The organism is Marinococcus sp. LNSP9103-4 (assembly GCF_056034345.1).
On sequence record NZ_JBQLIA010000002.1, the window covers coordinates 35,711 to 57,803 of the forward strand.

The 22,093-nt window shown below is 47.2% G+C and carries 25 protein-coding genes and 2 riboswitches; of the genes, 8 read left to right on the forward strand and 17 right to left on the reverse strand.

Translation table 11 applies throughout. From position 1 onward, the window contains the following. Positions 1-522: 522 nt before the first annotated feature. The 9 genes from ACTRXG_RS01595 to ACTRXG_RS01635 all read right to left on the reverse strand — a co-directional run bounded on the left by ACTRXG_RS01595 (position 523) and on the right by ACTRXG_RS01635 (position 7,061). A complete protein-coding gene (locus ACTRXG_RS01595) occupies positions 523-1,410 on the reverse strand; it encodes a polyprenyl synthetase family protein (RefSeq protein WP_474283821.1) in 888 nt (295 codons plus the stop codon). Beyond that, positions 1,407-1,643 (reverse strand): exodeoxyribonuclease VII small subunit, encoded by a 237-nt coding sequence (gene xseB, locus ACTRXG_RS01600; RefSeq protein WP_322525944.1) that lies wholly within the window; start codon positions 1,641-1,643, stop codon positions 1,407-1,409. The genes ACTRXG_RS01595 and xseB overlap by 4 nt, the downstream gene beginning before the upstream one ends. Then, entirely contained in the window at positions 1,643-3,028 is a 1,386-nt protein-coding gene (xseA, locus tag ACTRXG_RS01605) for an exodeoxyribonuclease VII large subunit (RefSeq protein ID WP_474282481.1), read from the reverse strand. Before xseA ends, xseB begins: the two co-directional genes overlap by 1 nt. Before the next feature lie 4 nt (positions 3,029-3,032). Further along, positions 3,033-3,893, reverse strand: coding sequence for a bifunctional methylenetetrahydrofolate dehydrogenase/methenyltetrahydrofolate cyclohydrolase FolD (gene folD / locus ACTRXG_RS01610; RefSeq protein WP_474282479.1), 861 nt, complete (start codon positions 3,891-3,893; stop codon positions 3,033-3,035). Next, positions 3,890-4,303, reverse strand: coding sequence for a transcription antitermination factor NusB (gene nusB / locus ACTRXG_RS01615; protein ID WP_022793584.1), 414 nt, complete (start codon positions 4,301-4,303; stop codon positions 3,890-3,892). The genes folD and nusB overlap by 4 nt, the downstream gene beginning before the upstream one ends. Positions 4,304-4,399: 96 nt before the next feature. Then, entirely contained in the window at positions 4,400-4,804 is a 405-nt protein-coding gene (locus tag ACTRXG_RS01620) for an Asp23/Gls24 family envelope stress response protein (protein WP_474261837.1), read from the reverse strand. A gap of 30 nt (positions 4,805-4,834) precedes the next feature. Continuing rightward, positions 4,835-5,218 (reverse strand): hypothetical protein, encoded by a 384-nt coding sequence (locus ACTRXG_RS01625; RefSeq protein ID WP_322525822.1) that lies wholly within the window; start codon positions 5,216-5,218, stop codon positions 4,835-4,837. A 140-nt stretch (positions 5,219-5,358) separates the two neighbouring features. Beyond that, the gene (gene efp / locus ACTRXG_RS01630) at positions 5,359-5,916 is read right to left on the reverse strand and encodes an elongation factor P (RefSeq protein ID WP_474261836.1); all 558 of its coding nucleotides are present in this window, start codon (positions 5,914-5,916) and stop codon (positions 5,359-5,361) included. A 74-nt stretch (positions 5,917-5,990) separates the two neighbouring features. After that, positions 5,991-7,061, reverse strand: a complete 1,071-nt coding sequence (locus tag ACTRXG_RS01635) for a M24 family metallopeptidase (RefSeq protein ID WP_474283823.1) — start codon at positions 7,059-7,061, stop codon at positions 5,991-5,993. Between the two features lie 441 nt (positions 7,062-7,502). Here ACTRXG_RS01635 and ACTRXG_RS01640 point away from each other — a divergent pair, with 441 nt between their 5' ends. Then, a complete protein-coding gene (locus ACTRXG_RS01640; RefSeq protein WP_022793589.1) occupies positions 7,503-7,874 on the forward strand; it encodes a hypothetical protein in 372 nt (123 codons plus the stop codon). A gap of 19 nt (positions 7,875-7,893) precedes the next feature. Here the strand turns inward: ACTRXG_RS01640 and mntR are convergent, their stop codons facing one another. Next, a complete protein-coding gene (gene mntR, locus ACTRXG_RS01645; protein ID WP_322525818.1) occupies positions 7,894-8,310 on the reverse strand; it encodes a transcriptional regulator MntR in 417 nt (138 codons plus the stop codon). 235 nt (positions 8,311-8,545) lie between these two features. On the opposite strand from mntR, the gene dat reads away from it, so the two are divergent. After that, positions 8,546-9,421: a D-amino-acid transaminase gene (gene dat / locus ACTRXG_RS01650; protein ID WP_474261833.1), complete on the forward strand. Its 876-nt coding sequence runs from the start codon at positions 8,546-8,548 to the stop codon at positions 9,419-9,421. 77 nt (positions 9,422-9,498) lie between these two features. On the opposite strand, the gene ACTRXG_RS01655 is transcribed toward dat, so the two are convergent. Beyond that, entirely contained in the window at positions 9,499-10,335 is an 837-nt protein-coding gene (locus ACTRXG_RS01655; protein ID WP_474283825.1) for a lipoate--protein ligase family protein, read from the reverse strand. A 164-nt stretch (positions 10,336-10,499) separates the two neighbouring features. Between ACTRXG_RS01655 and ACTRXG_RS01660 the strand changes: the two genes are divergently transcribed. Continuing rightward, positions 10,500-10,892, forward strand: coding sequence for a rhodanese-like domain-containing protein (locus ACTRXG_RS01660; protein ID WP_474282470.1), 393 nt, complete (start codon positions 10,500-10,502; stop codon positions 10,890-10,892). A 69-nt stretch (positions 10,893-10,961) separates the two neighbouring features. Here the strand turns inward: ACTRXG_RS01660 and gcvPB are convergent, their stop codons facing one another. Genes gcvPB through gcvT form a run of 3 tightly spaced genes read right to left on the reverse strand, consistent with a single transcriptional unit; the run spans position 10,962 to position 14,915 of the window. Beyond that, positions 10,962-12,443, reverse strand: coding sequence for an aminomethyl-transferring glycine dehydrogenase subunit GcvPB (gcvPB, locus tag ACTRXG_RS01665; RefSeq protein WP_474282468.1), 1,482 nt, complete (start codon positions 12,441-12,443; stop codon positions 10,962-10,964). Next, positions 12,430-13,791, reverse strand: a complete 1,362-nt coding sequence (gene gcvPA / locus ACTRXG_RS01670; protein WP_474283827.1) for an aminomethyl-transferring glycine dehydrogenase subunit GcvPA — start codon at positions 13,789-13,791, stop codon at positions 12,430-12,432. The genes gcvPB and gcvPA overlap by 14 nt, the downstream gene beginning before the upstream one ends. A 17-nt stretch (positions 13,792-13,808) precedes the next feature. Beyond that, on the reverse strand, positions 13,809-14,915 hold the full coding sequence (gene gcvT / locus ACTRXG_RS01675) for a glycine cleavage system aminomethyltransferase GcvT (RefSeq protein WP_474283829.1): 1,107 nt from the start codon (positions 14,913-14,915) through the stop codon (positions 13,809-13,811). An 81-nt stretch (positions 14,916-14,996) separates the two neighbouring features. Beyond that, positions 14,997-15,084, reverse strand: a riboswitch (glycine riboswitch). Positions 15,085-15,087: 3 nt separating this feature from the next. Next, positions 15,088-15,176, reverse strand: a riboswitch (glycine riboswitch). A gap of 195 nt (positions 15,177-15,371) precedes the next feature. On the opposite strand from gcvT, the gene ACTRXG_RS01680 reads away from it, so the two are divergent. Next, the gene (locus tag ACTRXG_RS01680; protein WP_474261826.1) at positions 15,372-16,013 is read left to right on the forward strand and encodes an MBL fold metallo-hydrolase; all 642 of its coding nucleotides are present in this window, start codon (positions 15,372-15,374) and stop codon (positions 16,011-16,013) included. Positions 16,014-16,113: 100 nt separating this feature from the next. Here the strand turns inward: ACTRXG_RS01680 and ACTRXG_RS01685 are convergent, their stop codons facing one another. Together ACTRXG_RS01685 and ACTRXG_RS01690 are read right to left on the reverse strand one after the other, a co-directional pair. Beyond that, positions 16,114-17,256 (reverse strand): CapA family protein, encoded by a 1,143-nt coding sequence (locus ACTRXG_RS01685; RefSeq protein ID WP_474283831.1) that lies wholly within the window; start codon positions 17,254-17,256, stop codon positions 16,114-16,116. Positions 17,257-17,351: 95 nt separating this feature from the next. Beyond that, positions 17,352-17,825 carry a hypothetical protein gene (locus ACTRXG_RS01690; RefSeq protein ID WP_474282460.1) on the reverse strand — a complete coding sequence of 158 codons (474 nt, stop codon included), beginning with the start codon at positions 17,823-17,825 and terminating at the stop codon, positions 17,352-17,354. A 156-nt stretch (positions 17,826-17,981) separates the two neighbouring features. On the opposite strand from ACTRXG_RS01690, the gene ACTRXG_RS01695 reads away from it, so the two are divergent. The 4 genes from ACTRXG_RS01695 (at position 17,982) to ACTRXG_RS01710 (ending at position 21,348) form a co-directional block, all read left to right on the forward strand. Next, a complete protein-coding gene (locus ACTRXG_RS01695) occupies positions 17,982-18,314 on the forward strand; it encodes a hypothetical protein (protein ID WP_474283833.1) in 333 nt (110 codons plus the stop codon). A gap of 155 nt (positions 18,315-18,469) precedes the next feature. Continuing rightward, entirely contained in the window at positions 18,470-19,600 is a 1,131-nt protein-coding gene (locus ACTRXG_RS01700) for a 5-methyltetrahydropteroyltriglutamate--homocysteine S-methyltransferase (protein WP_474283835.1), read from the forward strand. Between the two features lie 158 nt (positions 19,601-19,758). Further along, the gene (locus ACTRXG_RS01705) at positions 19,759-20,121 is read left to right on the forward strand and encodes a DUF2513 domain-containing protein (RefSeq protein ID WP_474282454.1); all 363 of its coding nucleotides are present in this window, start codon (positions 19,759-19,761) and stop codon (positions 20,119-20,121) included. A 519-nt stretch (positions 20,122-20,640) separates the two neighbouring features. Then, the gene (locus ACTRXG_RS01710; protein WP_474283837.1) at positions 20,641-21,348 is read left to right on the forward strand and encodes a 3D domain-containing protein; all 708 of its coding nucleotides are present in this window, start codon (positions 20,641-20,643) and stop codon (positions 21,346-21,348) included. Positions 21,349-21,423: 75 nt separating this feature from the next. Here the strand turns inward: ACTRXG_RS01710 and cynS are convergent, their stop codons facing one another. Next, positions 21,424-21,870, reverse strand: a complete 447-nt coding sequence (gene cynS / locus ACTRXG_RS01715) for a cyanase (RefSeq protein WP_462867746.1) — start codon at positions 21,868-21,870, stop codon at positions 21,424-21,426. Positions 21,871-22,093: the final 223 nt, after the last annotated feature.

Consider the following 22,093-nt stretch of genomic DNA (forward strand, 5'->3'; position numbering starts at 1 on the left):
CCACACTGCAATCCACTCCGGACGTGCGTCAAACAGCCTAGGGGTTTTCCCCGGCAGTTCCGTGCCACTTTCTTATCCTCTTTTGCAGAACAAGTTTCAGTTGTTGGGTCCCATACCAGTTGGCCGACCGGTATGATACCAATTGAACAACCTCCCCACTGTTCCACTCAAGGCAGGCTACGCTGTCGAAAGGCCTTCCCTTGGCCCTTGCAACAGGTCTTACCGCGGCATGCGTCCGGGACGGTATCCGTCTTCCAGGATGACCCGGATGCATAACCGCAGCCTCCACGGCGAAAGGGTTCGCGCCCACATGCCATTGTGGATCGCCCTTACGCCTTAACTCCCAGCACCGACCCAGGGCTGGGCGCCGCAAGCCGACGCCAGGAACTTCATCGATGTGCCCTTCAGCGGATTTTTAGGCCCGCCTTCGAAAATGGAGAACCGACTAGGATACTGCACCATTCAACTTTTCAAAGTTATTTTAGCATGGTTTTTCTGTCCTGAAAACTAATTCGTTCTGCTTTAGTGATTACGCTGACCAACATATTGGAGAAATGCTGTTAAAAGGGACGTGTCTACCGTCATGCGCCCGAGCAGCTTTTCCGCCTGTTCAATATGATGGGCAAGTTTCTCTTTTGCCCCTTCAAGCGTCAGCAGCTTTGGATACGTGCTTTTTTCTTTCGTTTCATCGCTTCCAGAGGACTTTCCCATTTCCTCGAGAGAGCCCTCTACATCCAGAATGTCATCCTTAATTTGAAAAACGAGACCGAGTTCCCGGCCAAATGCACGCAAGTTTTCCACATCTTCGTCTGCAGCTTCTGCTATAAGCGATCCGGAAACTGCTGCGTAGGTCAGCAGATCTCCCGTTTTATGATGATGAATGTATTCGAGCTCCTCCAGGGTGAGAGACTGCCTTTCCCCTTCGAGGTCGGCCATCTGACCGCCAACCATGCCTTCGCTTCCGGAGGCCTCAGCCAGCTCCTGTACCAGCTGCAGTCTGGCAGCGGCAGAAGCCGGCCGGCCGGCTTCCACAATCCAGGAAAAGGCTGTCGTCTGCAGAGCATCACCCGCTAAAATGGCCGCGGCTTCCCCGAATTTTTTATGATTCGTCGGCTGTCCCCGGCGCCAGTCATCATCGTCCATCGACGGCAGATCATCATGGACGAGCGAATACGTATGAATCAGCTCTACGGCAGACGCGGCCGGAAGATCCTCTTCTTCCACCGGGCGGTAGCATTGCAGCACAGCCAGTGAAAGCAGCGGACGCACACGTTTCCCTCCTGCTTCGAGAGAATAAAGCATCGCTTCTTTCAGCGTCTCCGGCGTTTTTAATGCACGTACCCGGTCAGTCAGAGCCCGGTCGACAGACGGCCGGTATGTATCGAAAAAATGCTGGAGATCTGCACTCATTCGCCCGGTTCCTCGTTTTCAAGCGGTGTTACCTCTCCGTTCTCATCCACAATTTCGTCCATCTGCTTTTCAACCTTCTGCAGCTTTTCATGACACGTGTTGGAAAGCGTCATGCCCTCCTGATACATCGTGATCGCTTTTTCCAGAGGCACTTCGCCTTCCTCGAGCCGTTCTACGATCTGCTCGAGCTTTTCCATCGCCTGTTCAAAAGTTTGTTCTTGTTCTGCCAAGATTACCGCTCCTTTTCCGGACGGGAAAGTGCCTCAAAGCCATCTTCCCCTTTTTCTTTAACTTCACATTGCAGATACCCATCCGTCATATACATCCGCAGGCTGCTTCCTTCTTCTGCCTGGGCAATCGAAGACAGCACCTTATCATTTTCGTCGTAAGCAACATTGTAGCCGCGCTGTAAAATAGCCAGCGGATTCAGCAGCTCAAGCGCCTGCAGTGATTTTGCAAAAGTGGCTTTTTTCCGCTCCACCTGCTGATTCATCGCTTTTTGCAGCCGGGCCCGCTTTTCGTGCATCCGCTCGCGTTCAAGTTCGATTAAGCGCTCGGGGTGCTGGCGCATAAGCCGCTTTTCTGTTTCTTCAAGCTTCTGCCTGCTTGTTTTTATCGTCTGCAGCGCCTGCTTTTCAAGCCTTTCCATCATCCGGTCAAGATCCTGTTCTTTTTGCTCAAACAGGCGGGCCGGGTATTTAAATGCATACGAGCGACGGAGCTTGGCAAGCCGGGTGCGCTGCTCCTGTATTTTATAATTCATCTGCCGGTGCAGGCGATTCTGCAGTTGCCGGACTTTTTCCTCGAGTTCACTGATCATCGGGACAGCTATCTCAGCAGCCGCTGTTGGCGTCGCTGCCCGCACATCCGCAGTAAAGTCGGCAATCGTAACATCTGTTTCGTGTCCCACAGCGGAAATCACCGGCACGCTTACGTTCCGGATGGCTCGTGCCACCACTTCTTCATTAAACGCCCACAGGTCTTCGATAGAGCCGCCTCCGCGTCCAACGATGACTACATCTGCGCTGGTCATTTTTTCGACTCTCTCAAGAGCCCGGGTGATCGATCCCGGCGCCTGTTCCCCCTGCACCAGCACAGGGAACAATGTGATTTTCACCGGGGGAAAACGTCGCTTCAGGGTGGATACAATATCCCGTATGGCTGCACCGGTCGGCGACGTGATTACGACAATATGCCTTGGGATGGGTGGGAGAGAACGCTTATGCTCCGGTGCAAACAGCCCTTCGGCCTCCAGCTGTTTTTTCAGCTGTTCAAAGCGCACGTACAGCTGTCCGATCCCATCCGGCTCCATCGCGTTCACATACATCTGGTACTGCCCGAAAGGCTCATACACAGAGACGCTGCCTGTTACGAGAACCTTCATGCCGTTTTCCGGAATAAAAGAAAGATTTTTGTTTTTTCCGGCAAACATAACCGCCGATATTCTCGCCTGCTCGTCCTTCAGGGTGAAATACATGTGACCCCTGCTGTGCTTTTTAAAGTTTGAGATTTCTCCGCGGAGCCATACTTTCTGCAGCCCTGGGTTCTGTTCGATAGAACGCTTGATCGCACCCGTCAGCTGGGAAACGGAGAGCCATTTATCTGCAGGTGACTGCATGGCCTTATGCCTCCTGCCGGTGAAAACGTTTAGCAGATTGCAGTGTGTTGTAGAGGAGCATCGTAATCGTCATCGGACCGACGCCTCCCGGTACCGGCGTGAGGTATGAGGCTTTCTCGCTCACTTCTTTAAAATCAACGTCTCCGCAAAGCTTACCGTCCTCCTTACGGTTCATCCCGACGTCTATCACGACAGCTCCCGGTTTAACATCTTTTCCTTTAACGAACTCCTGCCGGCCGATGGCCGCAATCAAAATATCTGCCGACTGCATGTAGGACTCCAGGTCTTTCGTGCGTGAATGGCAGTGGGTAACCGTAGCATTTTTATTTAAAAGCAGCTGACCCATCGGTTTACCGACGATATTGCTTCGTCCGAGAACGACAGCGTGTTTGCCTTCAATTGAAACCCCGGTGTATTCAAGCATTTTAATAATGCCGTATGGAGTACAGGGAAGAAACGCCTCCTGGCCGGTCATCATCCGGCCGATGTTAATGGGATGAAACCCATCTACATCTTTATCAGGCGAAATGGTTTCAATTACTTTTTTATCCGAAATGTGATCCGGCAGCGGCAGCTGCACCAAAATTCCGTGGATATCTTCATTGTCGTTATAATCCTTTACAACCTGCAAAAGTTCTTCTTCAGTAACCGATTCCGGCAGTTCTTTTAATTCTGAATGGATACCGACTTCTTTAGACGCCTTCTGCTTTCCTTTGACGTACGACCTCGAAGCCGGATTATCTCCTACTAAAACCACGGCAAGCCCCGGTATTTGCTCTCCGTTATTCCAGGAGGCGACCTCCTGCTTGATTTCCTCACGCAATGAAGCTGCTACTTCTTTGCCGCTGATCAGTTGGGCACTCATTCGCTCTCTCTCCCTTCACGCTCACAATCGCTTAAAATATTCGACAACACGCCGTTGACAAATTTCCCTGCCTCTACACCACCGAATGCTTTGGCCAGTTCAATGGCTTCATTGACGCTGACATGCAGTGGAATATCAGGTACATATAACATCTCATGAACGCACTCTCTTAAAATAGCCCGGTCCACGTTCCCAACCCGTTCAAGAGTCCAGTGTTCAAGCTGATCTACGAGCCGTTCATCAATTTCTACTAGGTGTTCCCATACGCCATGCACCGCAGAAATCAGAAATTCATCTGCTTCTTCATCCTCGAGCATGGAATTTTTTATTGCCTGGTCTGCATCAACATCTGTAATATCCATCTGGTACAGTGCCTGTACGGACCGAAGCCTGGCTAAACGTCGATTCATTTCGTGTTCTCCTTTTCTCCTATGTACCCGGAGCCGTATTCGTAAATGAAAGAAGGACGGCTGCCCCGAAAAACGGTTGCGGGAGAGCCCCCCTGTTCATTTTTCCTGTTCCTGTAACGGCTGCTCTTCTTCAGGGAACTGCAGGCCGATAATGTGTACGTTCACCGCATCGATGTGAATATCTGTCATGCCCCGTACGGTCTGCTGAATGTTTTCCTGTACCTGCTTAGCCGTAACGGGCACAGAGCTTCCGTAATGAATCAGCATGCTGATCGTTACCACCGCCCCGCTTTCAGTCAAGTCTATCTTCACACCTTTGCCGTATGATTTCCGGCCGAGACGCTCTGCTACATCATCTGCGATGCTGCCCTGCAGGTCGTATACCCCTTCGACTTCGAGCGCGGCAATGCTTGCCACTACTTCAATCACGTCCCGGGCGATCTCAATATTTCCCAGGCTTTCTTTTTCTTCGCCTATCGTAAGCAGCGTGTATTCGCTCACAGCGCTCCCCGCTTTCTATGCAGCATGATTTTATTCGTCCTGCTCCGCCTCTGCTTCTGCTCTTTCTTTTTCTTCCGCTTCTTTCTGCTTTTGTACATATTCGTATTTATATTGGCGGAATACGGGATACTCAGAAAGATTATCAGGAATTTTTCCTTTTTCAAGCAGAATCAATTTGACAATATCCTTATTCCGGGCCATATGATACTTTTCTCCGTACTCATTTTCTTCAGCAAACTGTTTAATGCTTTGGTAATCTTCTTCCTGAATCGATACCGTATATTCATGGCCGGGTTCTCCGTACTGGTGCTCAAACCCTATTTCAAATTCCACGATCTGTATTTGGTCGCTTTTCATATTGCGGGTCTGTTCAAGTACCGCTTTTGCGCCTTCCGTTAAATCATTCCATTCCATATAATAGCCTCTCTTTCCGTATTACCGCTCAAAATTCCATTCCATTATATCACGGTGATTCTGCAATTTCACCGGTCCGGAGCCACCTGCGTCTATTTGTTCAAGAAAAAACGGCCTCCCCAATGGCAGGCCGTTAGTTTTTAGGCACGGGAGGCGTATGAGCCGGTCCTTGTATCGACCACGATCCGCTCGCCTTCTTCAATGAAAATAGGGACCTGCAGACGATAGCCGGTTTCTACCACTGCCGGCTTGGATCCTCCGGACTGAGTGTTACCTTTAATACTTGGGTCTGTTTCTTTGACTTCAAGCTCTACCGTGTTAGGCACTTCAACACCAAGTGTTTCAGTCCCATAACTGGTGATGGACACTTCCATGTTTTCTTTCAGAAAGTTTAATTCATACTTCAGCTGATCGCTCGTCAATTCCATTTGGTCAAACGTCTCCATATCCATAAATGTATGCACATCACCGCTCGCATACAAATACTGCATTTTCCGGCGTTCGATATGGGCATTATTCACTTTTTCACCCGCGCGGAAAGTTTTTTCCTGAATGTTACCCGTACGCAGACTGCGGAGTTTGGAGCGGACAAATGCTGCCCCTTTTCCAGGCTTTACGTGCTGGAATTCGACCACTGTCCAGATATCGCCGTCTGTTTCGATGGTGAGTCCTGTTTTAAAATCATTAACTGAAACCATAAACGTTCCTCCACTCTTCAATTGATCGATTATTACTATATCACAGCTGTGCGTTTTTTTATACGCACTCCCGGTTAATTGCCGACAATCGTCAGCTCTTTTGCGGAGTAGCTGAGCTTCCGGATGCCTGTTTCGGTAATAAGAACGTCGTCTTCTATTCGAACGCCGCCAAGCTCCGGTACATAAATCCCCGGTTCAATGGTAATCACCATGCCCGGCTCGAGCTGCACATCGCTTTTCGGGGAAACGCCCGGCTGTTCATGCACTTCCATACCGAGTCCATGCCCGAGACTGTGGCCAAAGCGCTCGCCGAAACCTTCTTTATTAATATGCTCCCGCGCGATCGCATCTGCTTCTTTTCCGGTCATTCCCGGCCCAATCTGCTCCACGGCCTTCACCTGGGCTTCATATACGGTTTGATATATTTTTTTCAGGTCGTCATTGGGTTCACCGACAGCGAGGGTTCTTGTAATGTCCGAGCAGTATCCGTCCACATAAGCCCCAAAATCAAGCGTCACCAGCTCCCCATCCTCTATCACTTTATCGGAAGCGATACCGTGAGGAAGAGCGCCTCTCCAGCCTGAAGCAACGATAATATCAAATGAAGATCCCGCTGCCCCGTTTTTTCTCATGTAAAATTCCAGCTCGTTACTTACATCAAGCTCGGTCATGTTCGGGGCAATGATCGATTTAATGTGTTCAAACGCATCCTCAGCAATATTGACCGCTGTCTGCAGCTTTTCCACTTCTTCTTTAGATTTGTACGCCCGCTGCTTTTCCACGATTCCCGATACCGGAGAAAGGGATCCGCTTAATTTTTCTCTCATATCTTCAAACTGTGCATAGGTTACATGCTGCTTTTCAAATCCGATGGAGGTCACTTCTTCACTCTGGGCGATCTCTTCGACCATATCCCATGCCAAGCCTTTCTGCTCCACCACCTCGAAATCAAGGGCTTCATCGTTAGCCTGCTCCACATAACGAAAATCCGTAATCAGCCGGGCCGATTTTTTTGTGATAACCAGCGTACCGGCCGAACCGGTAAAACCACTCACATAACGGCGATTATAAGGGCTTTGTATCACTAGAGCGTCGAGCTTTTTATGTTCAAGGTCTTCCCGAATACGTGCTGTGATTTCGTGCATTACCGACACCTCTTTTTCGATTAACTTTGCTTCCCTGTTTATCGTAACACAACGCCCGGAAGGGAAACAGGCATTAGGAGGGTGGAGAGCTTCATTTATATATCACGTGTATTTTCGTTAGAATATGGGAATATTAATATTACTGTGAGAGAATGTTTAAAAGTAGCGCATTTCAAATCTTTATTGTAAAATTTAAGTACTATTTCTATTAACACTCTATCCCCCCTACCTCCTTATGCCTCTGCAGAAAGTTTCACCGCCTCACCCAGCGGGTATGGAAGTAAATCTTCTCAAGGAAGCTGTTTGATTTAGCAAGAAGGATATCAGGGTATCTCTGATTTTTACTATTTAATGTACTATACTATTTGATTAATTTTCGATATAACTGTCCCTGCCCGCTGATAACGCATGAAAATTTTAACGAAACGAGAGGTGTGTTCCATGCAGCAAGCGCTGAAAAATCCCATTGCCACTGTTGTGCTGGGACTTGCCATTTTAGGGGTGGGTTACCGGCTCGTAACAGACCCGCTTGGTCTGCTTCTCTATCTTGTTATTGGTGCAGCTATCGCTGTTGGATTATATTTCCTTTTCACAAAAGTTATCATGAAGCGCGCGATGATGAACCAATACCAAGCCGGCTCTAATGCTGCTTCGGGACGGCCTGGGGCAGCGAAAGGAAATCAGGCGAAAAATTTCAAACAGGCCCAGAAGCAGCAGAAGAAAAAATCCGCTAAAAACTCCAGTAAACGACGAAACGATGCAAACCTGAAAGTAATTCAGGGAAACAAAAACCGAAAAAAAGATCGGGCGTAAAATAAACGCCTGATCTTTTTTATTCATACGAACGCTGAATGTCACGCAGCGCCTGCACACGTTCATCATCCTCTTCAAAATACTGAAGAACATCTCCAATACGGTCAATCGCATCCCAGCTGAGATGATGTTCAATTCCTTCCACATCGGCATATATTTTGTCCTCTTCCACACCGATAATATGTAAAAACTTCTCAAGCAGCTCATGCCTGTAAACCAGACGCTTCCCTATTTTATTTCCTTTTGAAGTCAGCACAAGTCCCCGATACCGTTCATAAATCAGATATTCCATCTTATCGAGTTTTTGGACCATTTTTGTTACCGAGGAAGGATGCACTTCGAGCGTCTCTGCAATGTCCGAGACCCGCGCATAACCTTTTGATTCAATCAGTTGATAGATCCGCTCTAAATAATCTTCCATACTAGGAGTCGGCATCGAGACCCTCCAATAAATATGATAAAAACCGTCACACAAAAAAATTGGCTTTCTTCATTTTAACGAAACTATTTCTAAAAAACAAACCTTCTTTTTCTTATTATTAACCCATATTTCAAAATTGCCCCTAAGAAACTTTTTTGTTTTCTGAATAATTCTTTCCCTTTTGAAGGGCTTTTCTTTTTTTCGCATCTGCAATCTTGTACAATATAAAGTATTGAAGGAGGCAGCATTCATGAGCTATGTGATGTATAACGAATCCATCATCCCAAAAGAGGAAGCCGCTATTTCATTTGACGACCGCGGCTATTATTTCGGCGACGGTATTTATGAAGTAATCCGGGTATATAACGGGAAATTATTCCTCCAGGAAGGTCATCTTGAGCGTTTTCAGGACAGTGCCTCTAAACTTGACCTGGCAGTTCCCTATTCCCCCGATACTATGAAATCGCTTCTCCGCCGGTTGATTGATAAAAACGGGCTTACCACGGGCTATATTTACTTTCAGCTGACCAGAGGAATCCAGGCCCGGGATCATTTGTATGAACGCGGCAATGCCCCTGTACTAACCGGTTTTACAAAAGCGGCCGAGGTGCCGTTTGCTAAGCAGTCCGACGGTATTGATGTGTACGCCACTGAAGACATCCGCTGGCTTCGCTGTGACATAAAGACCATTAACCTGCTCGGAAACGTCCTTGCCAAACGAGCCGCAGAGGACCACCACTGCGCAGAGGCCCTCCAGCACCGCGGAGACGTTATTACGGAAGGCTCTTCCACTAACGCCTTTATTGTTAAAGATGAAACGATTATCACCCATCCGCAGAGCAATTATATTCTCGAAGGTATCACTAAACGCTATGTGCTTCAGCTTGCAAAGCAGCTGAATATTCCCGTTGAACAACGTCCGTTTACTATCGGGGAGGCCCAGGAGGCTGACGAAATGTTTATGACGAGCACTTCGATTGAAATTGTGCCTGTGCGATCCATTCAGGGCTCATTTGAAGCCGGATACGGAGACTCTCCCGTAACGAGAGAGCTGCTTGGAGAATTCCGCCGGGAGGTAGAACTATTCGAAGCAGGGGATACCCAGCCGCTTGTCACCTATAACTGAGCATCTATATGCGTAATCAACAAAAGACCGCTCCGGAGCGGTCTTTTGTATTTTTATTCCGTGATTTATGCACTGTATCAGCGCCTGAAATTCCATTCCTCTGACTGGTAGCGCTCTGCGGCCAGCTGCTGCACCTCTTGTTCCTGGACGGTGGTCAGCTCATATTCTTCAAGCCCGGCATTCAGACCGTCGGCAAATCCTTCCTTAAATGCTTCGCGCAGATCGCCAAGGGTAAATGGCGTATCCGTCAGCTCATTAATTGCTACAGCTTTATTTTTAAAGGTTTTCTGCATTCTTTCCCGCACGCGCTCGCTCGGATATTTAAACAAATCGAACAATTTATCCTCATCAAGATCCAAAATAATCGAACCGTGCTGAAGGATAACGCCGCGCTGTCTCGTCTGGGCACTCCCCGCAATTTTCCGGTCCTCCACCACCAGCTCATACCACGATGAGGCATCAAAACAATTAGCCGAACGGGGATTTTTCAAAGAATCCTCTTCTTCCTTCGTTTTCGGCACGGAAAAATAAGCATCCAGGCCGAGCTTTAAAAATCCCTGCAGAATCCCTTCCGACAGTACGCGGTAGGCTTCTGTCACCGTTTCCGGCATTTCGGGATGATCTTCTGAAACGATGATGCTGTAGGTCAGCTCCTGATCATGCAAAACCGCCCGACCTCCCGTCGGCCGGCGCACAAAACCTACGCCGTGCTTTTCCACTGCATCCATATCAATATCTTTCTTCGCCTTTTGGAAGTAACCGACCGAAAGCGTAGGCGGATTCCAACCGTAAAATCTGATTACCGGCGGAATCTGTCCTTCGCTGTGCCATTGCAGCAATTTTTCATCGAGCGCCATGTTATAGGCTGGTGACTGATTGCCTGAATCTATAAAAAGCCAAGTATCTTTTGCCATTAATGTTCATCTCTCTTTCTCGATTTTTCCATTTCCATTGTAGCAGAGATCACTGCTTTCTATATATAAAAATGACAGCCCGTTAATTAGAAATCTAGCAAAGTACCAGGGTTATGCGTTATAATTAATCTGCAATCGACCCGGAAAGAGGTGAAATAATATATATGATATTTGAATGGTTATGGATAGTGCTTATTGCGGTATTAGTTTTTCTTATTGTACGACGGTTTGTCGGCCCGAAAGACTTAACTGCATTACCACAGGAAGATTTTATTAAAGGCTATCGCAAAGCCCAGCTTATCGATGTGCGTGAGCCGAAAGAATATGACGGCGGCCACATCCTCGGGGCCCGGAACATTCCTGTTTCCCAGATGAAGCAGCGGATGGTGGAGATCCGGGAAGACCAGCCTGTTTATTTATACTGCCAATCCGGCATGCGTTCAAAGCAAGCTGCAAAATTGATCAAAAAGCATAAGGGAAACCGGGATATCTATCACCTGAAAGGCGGATTCAAGCGTTGGACAGGTAAGATCAGCAAAAAGAAAAAAAGCGCATAATTAAAAGGAAGAGCTGGCATGCTCTTCCTTTTTTTATATCTTTGAAGTCCGCAAACCTCATCGATTTATTTATTTCATGGACTTGAGCGACGTTTCAGTATTATATGTCAGCACTGGCTTACGTGCTGCCAGCGTCTCGTCCAGCCTTCCGACTACGGTAGTGTGAGGCGCCTCCTGCACCATTTCCGGGTCTTCCTCTGCTTCTCTGGCAATCCCGATCATGGCGTCTGCGAACGCATCAAGCGTTTCTTTCGCTTCGGTTTCCGTCGGCTCGATCATCATGCACTCTTCGACGTTGATCGGAAAATAAATGGTCGGCGGATGGTAACCATAATCAAGCAGGCGTTTAGCCATATCGAGCGTACGTACGCCGAGCTTCTTCTGGCGGCGGCCCGAAATCACAAATTCGTGCTTGCAGTGACGGCCGTATGGGAGGTCAAAATACGGCTCAAGCCGTCTCATTAGATAATTGGCGTTTAATACAGCATACTCTGATACTCTTTTGAGTCCCTCTGCTCCCATCGTACGGATATACGTGTAGGCACGTACGTTAATGCCAAAGTTACCGTAATACGGCTTGACGCGGCCGATGGAATGCGGACGGTCTTTATCCCAGTAGTACTTATCATTTTCTTTTGCAAGCACCGGCCCCGGCAGATAAGGGATCAGCTCTTTTTTTACGCCAACCGGCCCGCTGCCGGGCCCACCGCCTCCGTGAGGGCCCGTGAATGTTTTATGCAGGTTCAGGTGAACGACATCAAATCCCATGTCCCCGGGTCTTGTGATGCCCATAATAGCATTGGAGTTCGCCCCGTCATAATAGAGCCGGCCGCCAGCCTGATGGACCGTATCGGCCATTTCCATAATATCTTCCTCAAATAAACCGAGTGTATTCGGGTTCGTGAGCATGAGGGCAGCCGTTTTTTCGCTCGTTACTTCTTTTAAATGCTCAAGGTCCACCAGGCCGCGTGCATCGGTCCGGACCGTTACATGATCGAATCCTGCCACCGTTGCTGAAGCAGGGTTCGTTCCGTGCGCAGAGTCGGGCACGATTACTTCCGTGCGTCCCGTTTCTCCGTTCGCTTCGTGAAGCGCCCGGATCAGCATCAAACCGGTCCACTCTCCCTGGGCACCGGCCGCCGGCTGCAGCGTCACTTCATCCATACCGGTTATTTCAGCAAGCGCCTGCTGCAGGTCGTACATCATTTCGAGATTCCCCTGCACCTGTGCTTCCGGCTGGTACGGATGCGTCGCGGCAAAACCGGCCATGCGGGCCGTTTCTTCATTGATTTTCGGATTGTATTTCATCGTGCAGGACCCGAGCGGGTAAAAGCCCGAATCCACTCCGTAATTTCGATTCGAAAGCGCCGTATAATGTCTCATCAACTGCAGTTCAGATACTTCCGGCAGTGCCGGCTCTTCTTCCCGGATATTAGCCCCGGGCAAAATATCGCTCAGGCTTTGTTCAGGTATATTTGTCTCAGGAAGGGAATACGCTACCCTCCCTGGTTTGCTTTGTTCGAAAATTAACGGCTGGTTAGGCTGTTTCATGTACAAGCACCTCCAAATGTTTGGCAAAGGTTTCCATCTGCTCTCTTGTGCGAAGTTCAGTCACACATACGAGCATCTGGCCTTTTTTATCCGCCGACACTTCACCTAAATCATACCCGCCGATGATCCCCTGCCTGAATAGCTGTTCATTCACTTCTGCCACTGGACGGCCGAGGTCAACCACAAATTCATTAAACGATGGTGCCTCATGGACAAGCTCAATGCCTTTTTGTTTGAGCAGCTGTTTAAAGAAATGAGCACTTTTAACATTTCTTTCTGCCGTTTCCTTCAGCCCTTTTTTACCGAGAGCCGTCATTGCGACAGAAGCAGCCAGCGCGTTCAGAGCCTGGTTTGAACAAATGTTGGATGTCGCTTTATCCCGGCGGATATGCTGCTCTCTTGCCTGCAGCGTCAGTACATAACCCCGGCTTCCGTCTTCATCCTCCGTCTGTCCGACAAGACGCCCGGGGACCTTCCGAATATGCTTTTTAGTGGTGGCAAAAAATCCGCAGTGCGGTCCGCCAAACTGCATTGGAATACCAAGCGGCTGAGCGTCTCCTGCCACAATATCCGCTCCGAAACTTCCCGGCGGCGTCAGGACGCCGAGCGCAAGGGGATTTGCCGACACAATCATCAGCGAGTTTTCTTTATCGGCTGCCTGCCTTACAGCAGCTAAATCTTCAATAGTACCGTAAAAGTTTGGGTACTGCACAATCACTCCTGCGGTATCAGCATCAATCATGTCTTCAAGCTTAGCCATGTCCGTATGCCCGTCCTTTTCGGGAACGATTTTCACTGTAAGTCCGGGCCCGGCAGCGTATGTGTTCAATACATCGAGCGCTTCAGGGTGAACCGTTCCAGAGACGACGATGGTACGGCGCCTCCCCCTGTTTTCACTTGCGGCCATCAGTGCTGCTTCTGCGAGCGCTGTCGGCCCGTCATACATAGACGAATTAGCGATATCCATTCCCGTAAGTTCACTGATCATCGTTTGAAATTCAAAGATTGCCTGCAGCTCGCCCTGCGAAATCTCCGGCTGGTACGGAGTATATGCCGTGTAAAATTCCGAGCGCCGGAGCACATGATCGACGACTGTCGGTATATAATGCTCGTACACCCCTGCCCCGAGATAGGAGACGCAGTCCTGCACGCTGGTATTTCTGTTACTGAGGCGCTTCATTTCCTTTAGAAGATCCGTTTCGCCAAGAGCTTTCGGCAGATTCATTTCTTTGGAAAAGCGAATATTTTCCGGTACGTCCTCAAACAATTCACCGATCGAATCCACACCGATCGTTTTAAGCATTTCTTCTTTATCCTCGCCGGTTACCGGCAGATAGCGATAATCCATTCTGGTGCCTCCTCTGTTTATTTTTCCCGTTTATAAAAGGGCACAGCTGCCACTTTTGCGCGTTTGGCTTTACCCCGCACATCCACTTCGACAGCCTGACCAAGATTCGTCCATCCAATATTCAGAAGAGCAAGTCCCACATTTGCTTTCAGCGTCGGCGACTGAGTGCCCGTAGTTACCCAGCCGATTTCCTCTCCGTCATCATTGTGTACCATGTAACCCGGGCGCGGAATTGCTTTATCAACCATTTCGATCCCGACAAGTTTACGTTTTAATCCCGCTTCTTTTTGTTTTTTTAAAGCTTCTTTACCAATGAAATTATCTTCCTGCTTCAGCTTTACGCAAAAGCCGATGCCTGCTTCAAGCGGAGTAATATTTGCGCTCAGCTCCTGGCCGTAGAGCGGCAGCTTCGCTTCAAACCTCAAGGTGTCTCTCGCGCCGAGACCGCATGGAATGAGTCCTTCGGATTCTCCTGCTTCCATGATCGTCTCCCAGCAGCGGATGGCCTCTTCAGCCCGGCAGTATAATTCAAAGCCGTCTTCTCCGGTATAGCCGGTTCTTGAGATGATAATATTTTCCGCTTCTCCGACTGAAGCACCGGCAGCAAACCGAAATGGCAGAATCTCTGCAAGAGAAGCATCAGTTACTTTCTGCAGCACCGTTTCTGCCACCGGGCCCTGTACAGCGATTAGTGCTGTTTCTTCCGAAATATCGGTAATACTTACGTTTTTCGTTACGTGGCGGCGAAGCCATGCCAGATCTTTTTCAATGTTAGCTGCGTTCAAAACGAGCATGTATTTTTCTTTTTCGAGCTGGTACACGAGCAGATCGTCAACCGTACCTCCATCTTCATAACACATGGCGGTATAAAGTGCTTTTCCGGGTTCTGCATTTTTTATGTTGTTTGTGAGCATATACTGCAGAAATTCAGCAGCACCCTCTCCTTCTACGACCGCCTCGCCCATATGGGAAACGTCGAACAGACCAGCCTTTGTACGAACCGCCTCGTGTTCGTCTTTGATGCCGGAAAACTGAACAGCCATTTCCCATCCGCCAAAATCGACGGTTTTTGCTCCGTGTTTTTCATATACCGGATACAGGGGTGTTCGTTTTAATTCTGCCAAGAAAATCACCTCATCATTATTTTCTGAAAAATCAAAACAGGAAAAAGCATAAAAAAGACAGAACTCCATAAGATATGGAAGCTCTGTCCTATAACCAGAAAGTTTCTCCTTTCCGTTGTACGGAAAGAGTGTCTTCGTGGGTGGCTTCTAAAAGAAGCGCTCTCCAGAGGAGCGTCCAGTAAGAGTCTGTTTGCCTGAGAGATTCACCTGTTACGGCTTGCTCCTTCGGCGCTGCCTGGCAGTCTCTCCCCTTACCATCATCCGCGCATTATATGTACATCTTTATTTGCTCATATTCTATCACTAATTCAGATAAAAACCAATGCTGAAAAAAAAATTAACCCGAACATTTCCGATAAATTGTACTGCATCATTCGTTTATCACTTTGGATCAATCATTTCTTCTCACTGTAATATTGTTTATACTAAAACCAGCATAAAAATTGGAGGGAAACTATGAACTGGAAACAGCTTCCACTGGGACCACTGCAGACAAACTGCTATGTTCTGTACGATAATGATAAAAACGCCGTAATTATTGATCCGGCCGGGGATGCCGATAAACTGCTCACCTATCTTCAGGAAAACGAGATGCGTCCTGTAGTCATTCTGTTAACACACGCCCATTTTGATCATATCGGTGCGCTTGATGCCGTGCGGGAAGCCTACAATATCCCTGTTTATCTTCATGAGCATGAAAGGGACTGGCCTGGGGACGCCCAAAAAAACGGCTCCGGACGCATGATGCCGGAGGCTGCGTTTACTGCAAAGCCCGCGGATCACCTTCTGCAGTCCGAAGGAACGCTTCAATTCGGCAGCTTTGAATTCCAATGGCTTCATACACCGGGCCATTCGCCGGGAAGTGTTTCCTATTGGCATAAAGAAACCAACACAGTCTTCTCCGGCGATGTATTGTTTTCAGGTGGTGTTGGACGTACTGACCTTTACGGAGGCGACATGGATACTCTGCTAGCCTCTATTCACGAGCAGCTGCTTGAACTCCCGGAAAATACAATAGTAGCCTGCGGCCACGGCCCCTTCACCGATATCGAAGCCGAAATGGATTCCAACCCGTTCATTAATGGGTTTGGCGCATAAAAATAAAGACCTCTGATTTAAAATTAGAGGTCTTTTAATATCTTAATACAGTAAATGAAATTATTTATGCATTCCCGCCCAGTTTCAGACGGTTAGTATTTTAATCGTTTGCTTCGATCCATTGATACACATGCTCGCGCAGATCCTCTTCGGTTTCACCACCTTCAGCAGGGTGGTCTGCTTCGGCCATCGGCTTCACTGTGTACTGATCCTCAGGGCCCGGTACAACCTGGGTAAAATCAACGTTAGGCTCTGTAATCTTCACGTCTTCGCCGTCTTTTTCCACATCGAATGTAGCAATACCGCCTGTATCGGTATATTCCTGATCCTGACCGGAGTAGAAATTGCCGAGAGAATAATAAACAAGCGTTTCATTTCCTTCTTCACCCTCCACCCATTCCATCGGCTGAAGCACGTGAGGGTGATGACCAATAACTACGTCCACTTCCTGGTCTGCAAGAAATTGGGCCAGCTCTTTTTGTTCTTCATTGGGCAGGCGCTCGTATTCATTTCCCCAGTGCATATTGACGACTACGATGTCCGCGTCATCTCTCATCGCTTCGACATCTTCCTGTATTTGTTCTTTATCAATTTTCTGCACGACATATTCATGCCCCTCCGGCACCTCGATGCCGTTCAGCCCGTATGTATAGGAAAGCACCCCCATGTCTACGTCCTTCACATTTACAATACGCTGCCGCTCTGCATCTTCCTCGTCCTTATAGACTCCTACGTAATCCATACCTGTCTGCTCATAATGATTAATCGCATTGTTTACAGCCTCCATTCCACGGTCAAGCGTATGGTTATTGGCTCCGGAGAGCATGTCCACTCCGGCATCCTGAAGGTCGTCTACAATTGCATATGGACTGTTAAAGGAAGGATAAGCCGATAAACCAAGCTCCTCGCCGCCGGGTATTGATTCCTGGTTCACAATCGTGTAATCCGGTTCTTCAAGCATCGGAGCAACTGCCTTCAGCGCCGGAGTGAAATCGTACTCCCCGTCTTCTTCCATTCTTTTATATACACGCCCGTGCAGCAAAACGTCTCCCGCCGCGCCAATCGTAATGCTTTCATCTTCCTGCTTCTGATTTTTGGAATCTTCTTCTGTCTGTGCTTCTGAATTTTCATTCTGCGCCTCCGAGGCTTCATTCTGTGTCTCAGAATTTTCATTTTCCCCGGCGCTGCTGCAGCCACTCAAAAGGAAAATCCCGCACGTCAATCCATAATACAATTTTCGCATGACATCCTCTTTTCTTTTAAATAGAATTCCTAGTCTAAATATACTATAAGTTTACTAATATATTCATTGGAATTGAAGAGGTTTTCATGTATTTTTTATGTCTGCCGGGGCGAAATATTTCTTTTTCCACATACAGCCAGCGTCCCCAGGACACCCGCAAGCGGTACGATTACCCACCATTCCTGATAAAGCAGAGGGTAAGAAAAATTCTTCGAGGTTATTGGGAATAAAAACTGAGTACCGTTTCCCAGAAAGTCAATCAGCATGGAGCCGACGGCCAGCGTAAAAAATGAAGCTGTCCAGGCTTTTGGGAATCCTCCCCCGAGCACGTGGCGGACAACCGGAGCGAACGCTGCCGCAATAAATGGCACCGTCAGCAGCGTATGAAAAATATAATTACCAAACAGCTTCGGGATATCAGGCACAATCACCATCACACCGAATGCCATCACCTTCAAGCGTTGTGAAACAATTAAATCCGGATTTCCGTAAAATATATACATTACTGCCGCGCCGGTCAGCAGATGCAGCAGTGTACTCGGTACATGTTCAATCAATATTTCAATCACAGGCCGTTCCTTCTTTCTGCTGGAGATGATTATTTTATTCACGGTTTTCTATTCTCATAAACTTCCTTCAAAACGCTATAAACGGCTGGGTTGAATGAGGCAGCTTTCGGGGTATGGAAAGAAAAGCAGCAAACTATTGTCAGGAGGAATTTTATAATGACCCTCGTAGAAAAACCGTCCGCGCTAAACCGGGCGCGAAAGAAAAAAGCCCCTGCCATGAAGGCAGAAGGCGAATTTGCACGCCAGCTCAAAGCTATTCTCATTTTTCAGCAAATCGATAAGCAGACCGCTGACAAAATGGACAACAGCTTCCGGCCGAAAAAAACGATTTACGCTCTCACTGGAGAAAAGTTGAGTATGAAAGATATTGCGTTTGTAATCAAATTGAAAGGCTTTAACGGCCTTTACCGTTTATTTTCCGCTTACAAGACTGTTTGTCACACAAACGACCTCGGGGAGCCGGTGATTGTCTTTCAGCGGCGTCCTTAGCCTGCCTGCTAAGAAAGAAGTTACTACCGTTTTTCATTTTCCTGGAAGTACGCTCTGCTTCCAACGGTTTCTGTAGACAAAACATCATCGGCTTCCATATACTATTAGTAGGCAAAATATACAGGTATTTTTGACTCATTACATATTACAGAGGAGTGGATGGTTTGACAAAAGCACCGTTTCGCGCAGAACACGTAGGAAGCTTTCTCCGTCCGGAGCGACTCAAAAAAGCCCGCCAGCAGTACACAGAGGGAGAGTTAAGCGCCGGGGCGCTATGGGACATTGAAAATGAAGAAATTGCTGCTCTTGTTGAAAAACAAAAAGAAGCTGGTCTTCCGGTCGTAACAGATGGTGAATTCCGCCGCGCATGGTTCCATCTCGATTTTATGCAGGAGGTCGAAGGGGCAGAATTTATTAAATTGGACCATGGGCTTGTATTCAGCGACAATACGGAAACAAAAGCCGAGGGGGTTAAAGTTGTTAATAAATTAGCCTTCAGCGACCACCCTGTTGTCCGCGAGTACGAATTTCTGCACAGCCTGAAAGGGGAGCACGCCGCCCGCGTGACAGTTCCAAGTCCGAGCATGTTTATTTTCCGGACTGTAACCGAAGAAGAAAAAAATGTCTATCAGTCGGAAGCTGAGCTGTTTTCAGACCTCGTGCAGGTGTACAAGGATACGATACAGGCTCTTTACAAGGCTGGCTGCCGCCACCTTCAGTTTGATGATACAACCTGGTCTTTATTTCTCGGAGCTGAAAAGGATAAGGACCTCGTACTTTCCGGCGGCCTGCTTGAAGCACGAGGCCTGGACCCGAAAGAAACGCTGGAAATGTTTGTAAACACTGTCAATGAAGCGATCGCTGATAAACCTGAAGATATGCGGATATATATGCATGTCTGCCGCGGCAACTACAAGTCCACCTATGCATCCAGCGGCAGCTACGACGCCGTTTCAGAATATATGTTCAGTAAATTAAACGTCGACGCCCTCCTGCTGGAATTTGATGACGAGCGCTCCGGAGGCTTTGAGCCTTTAAAGTATGTGAACCGCAGCGATCTTCAGGTAGTTCTCGGTTTAATCACTTCAAAATTCCCTGAACTTGAGGATACGGATTTAATTAAATCCAGACTGCAGGAAGCAGAAAAATATGTACCACTTGAACAACTTGGTTTAAGCCCTCAATGCGGCTTTGCTTCTACCGAAGAAGGCAATATCCTCACTGAAGAAGAGCAATGGGCGAAAGTTCGCCACGTTGTTTCTCTTGCCGAAGACGTCTGGCAATAAGCATTCGGAAAAAGAAGCCGGCGTTTCCCGGCTTCTTTTTTAACAGGTGCGTATGACAATATTTCTTATCAAAGCACCCGGGTACGTAAATCTTTTCTGGCATTTAAGCCAGTCCCAATATTATAATTTCAGTAAGTATAAAAAAGGTGGAAGATAAAATGGTTATGGAAAGAGACATGGAATCAATCAGGAAGCTTTTGATTGATCTGAAAGAGCAAAAGCCCGGATTCAGCCTCACATCTAAAAACGAAGAAACCGATTATTATATGTATCTGCTCACCGATGGAGGCCTGATCGAGGCTACCCGGCATAAAACCTTGAGTAAGCAGGTGACAAGCTACCATAATATTAAAATTACATTTGCCGGCCATGATTTCATCGATGTTGCCGAAGACGACAATATTTGGAACAGAACAAAGGAAAAAGCCATGGAAAAAGGATGGTCGATGTCAAATATCCCTCTGACTGTCCTGACAGATTTACTTAAAATCACTCTTTATCAGCATTTAAGCAACGACTGACGCACAACTAATTTCTCACGATTTATGTTTTTCCACATAGCTTTCTGCAGGCCTCCTGATGATTCAGGGGGTTTTTTGTTGTACTGCCGGAGTGTTTTCTCTCCGCCCTGTCCCTTTTTTCTTCTGCAGCATATTTTGGCTTTACTGATTTTTATAGATTAGTTCATTCCTCATGAAAAATCAAAATTAGGTTATTTTTCTCACGTTTTTCATTTGTAATATTACATTCATTTTTTCACTGAAATCTTAAGTTCAATTGCCCTGAAACCCTTTATTTATAAGCTTTTTATAAATATTACACATAATTTCTCATATATTTCATAAAGCTTAATCTTGTTACGTTTGCATTACATTCGTCCTATTCGCTTGAAAGTTCTTCTCCTGCGAGTTAAATTTACAAACGTGCGATAGGTTATTTCAAAATATACGCATCCTATACTAATTCGTTTATGTCCATTCACCCTTAATGCTTACTAAATAAAAAAATTTTTATACTCTCCGAGGAGGAATTTTTCAACCATGATGAAATCTACGAAAGCTTCACATTGGATCGGCGGCGCAGTTCTTGGTACAGCTCTAGCTTTTGCAGCACCAGCGGTAAGTGACGCATCAGACAGCCTGCTAGTCCAGGGGGACTCCAATGACTCTGTATCCGAAGCCCAATCTGTACTCGATGATAAAGGATATTACGATTATGAAGTAGACGGGATTTTTGGTTCGATTACTGCAGCAGCTGTACGTGATTTTCAGGCTGATGAAGGTCTTACGGTCGACGGCATCATCGGGCCAAATACAAAAGCAGCGCTGTACGGAGAAAGCTCCGGCAGCTCAAGTGAAAACGATGTTGAAGAAAGCTCTGAAGCAGACGACAGTGATAATGAAGCAGTAGAATCTGCCTCCACTTCCGAAAGCAGCAGTTCTGAAGATACCTCCGGCGGAGAGTCCATGACAGTCGAAGCCACTGCTTATACAGCAGACTGCGCAGGCTGCAGCGGTATTACAGCTACCGGTGTAAACCTAAATACCAACCGCTATGCGAAAGTAATCGCTGTAGACCCTGACGTTATTCCACTTGGCTCTGAAGTACAAATTGAAGGTATGGGTACTTATACCGCAGCGGATACCGGCGGAGCGATAAACGGAAACCGTATTGACGTTCACGTTCCAAGCAAGTCCGAAGCTTATTCCTTCGGCCGCCGAAGCGTGGAAGTAACTGTAATAGATTAATCTACTTATAAGCTTTATAAATATAGAGCCGCCTTACCATTTTGATGGAAAGGCGGCTCTATTGTATTTACTCGTTTACCACTTAGTATATGGTAGAAATTTGCCGTTCAATGTGACAACCACCCGGTCTCCTTTTGGGTCTTCCTCGCGTTCTACATCCATTTTAAAATCGATGGCGCTCATAATACCATCACCAAACTCCTCATGAATGATTTCCTTTAATGTCGTTCCGTATACCTGAGTAATTTCGTGAAAACGGTAAATAAGCGGGTCTGTTGGAACACCTTCACTTAAAGAACCTTTGTAAGGTACAGCCATCAGTTCATGCTTGATTTCTTCATAAGGAACTTCGAGGTAGTTAATGAGCGCGTCTGCTTCTTTTTCGTCCATTGATGCCTGTCCCTGAATAACAGCAGCAACCCAGGTTTTATTGCGGCCCACAGCTTCAGCTAGATCCTGATAAGTAGCTCGCTTCCTGTTTTTTGCTTCTATCAGCTTGGCGGTGACTTCACTCATTTCCATTATTTTGTCCCCTTCCTTATTCTGTTCTCCTTCACTTTAACATGCAGCCATTCCTCTGATACATGCTTTTTGCCATCTTCTTTTAGACATCTTCCATTCCACCTGCTTTAACCCTAGTTCCAAAAGCTTATTTTTTATTCATTCGCTATCATTTTGTTTCAAAAAGATGCATGAAGGATATATGTATAGTTACCTGCATATTTTTATGCTGTTTTTAAAAGTG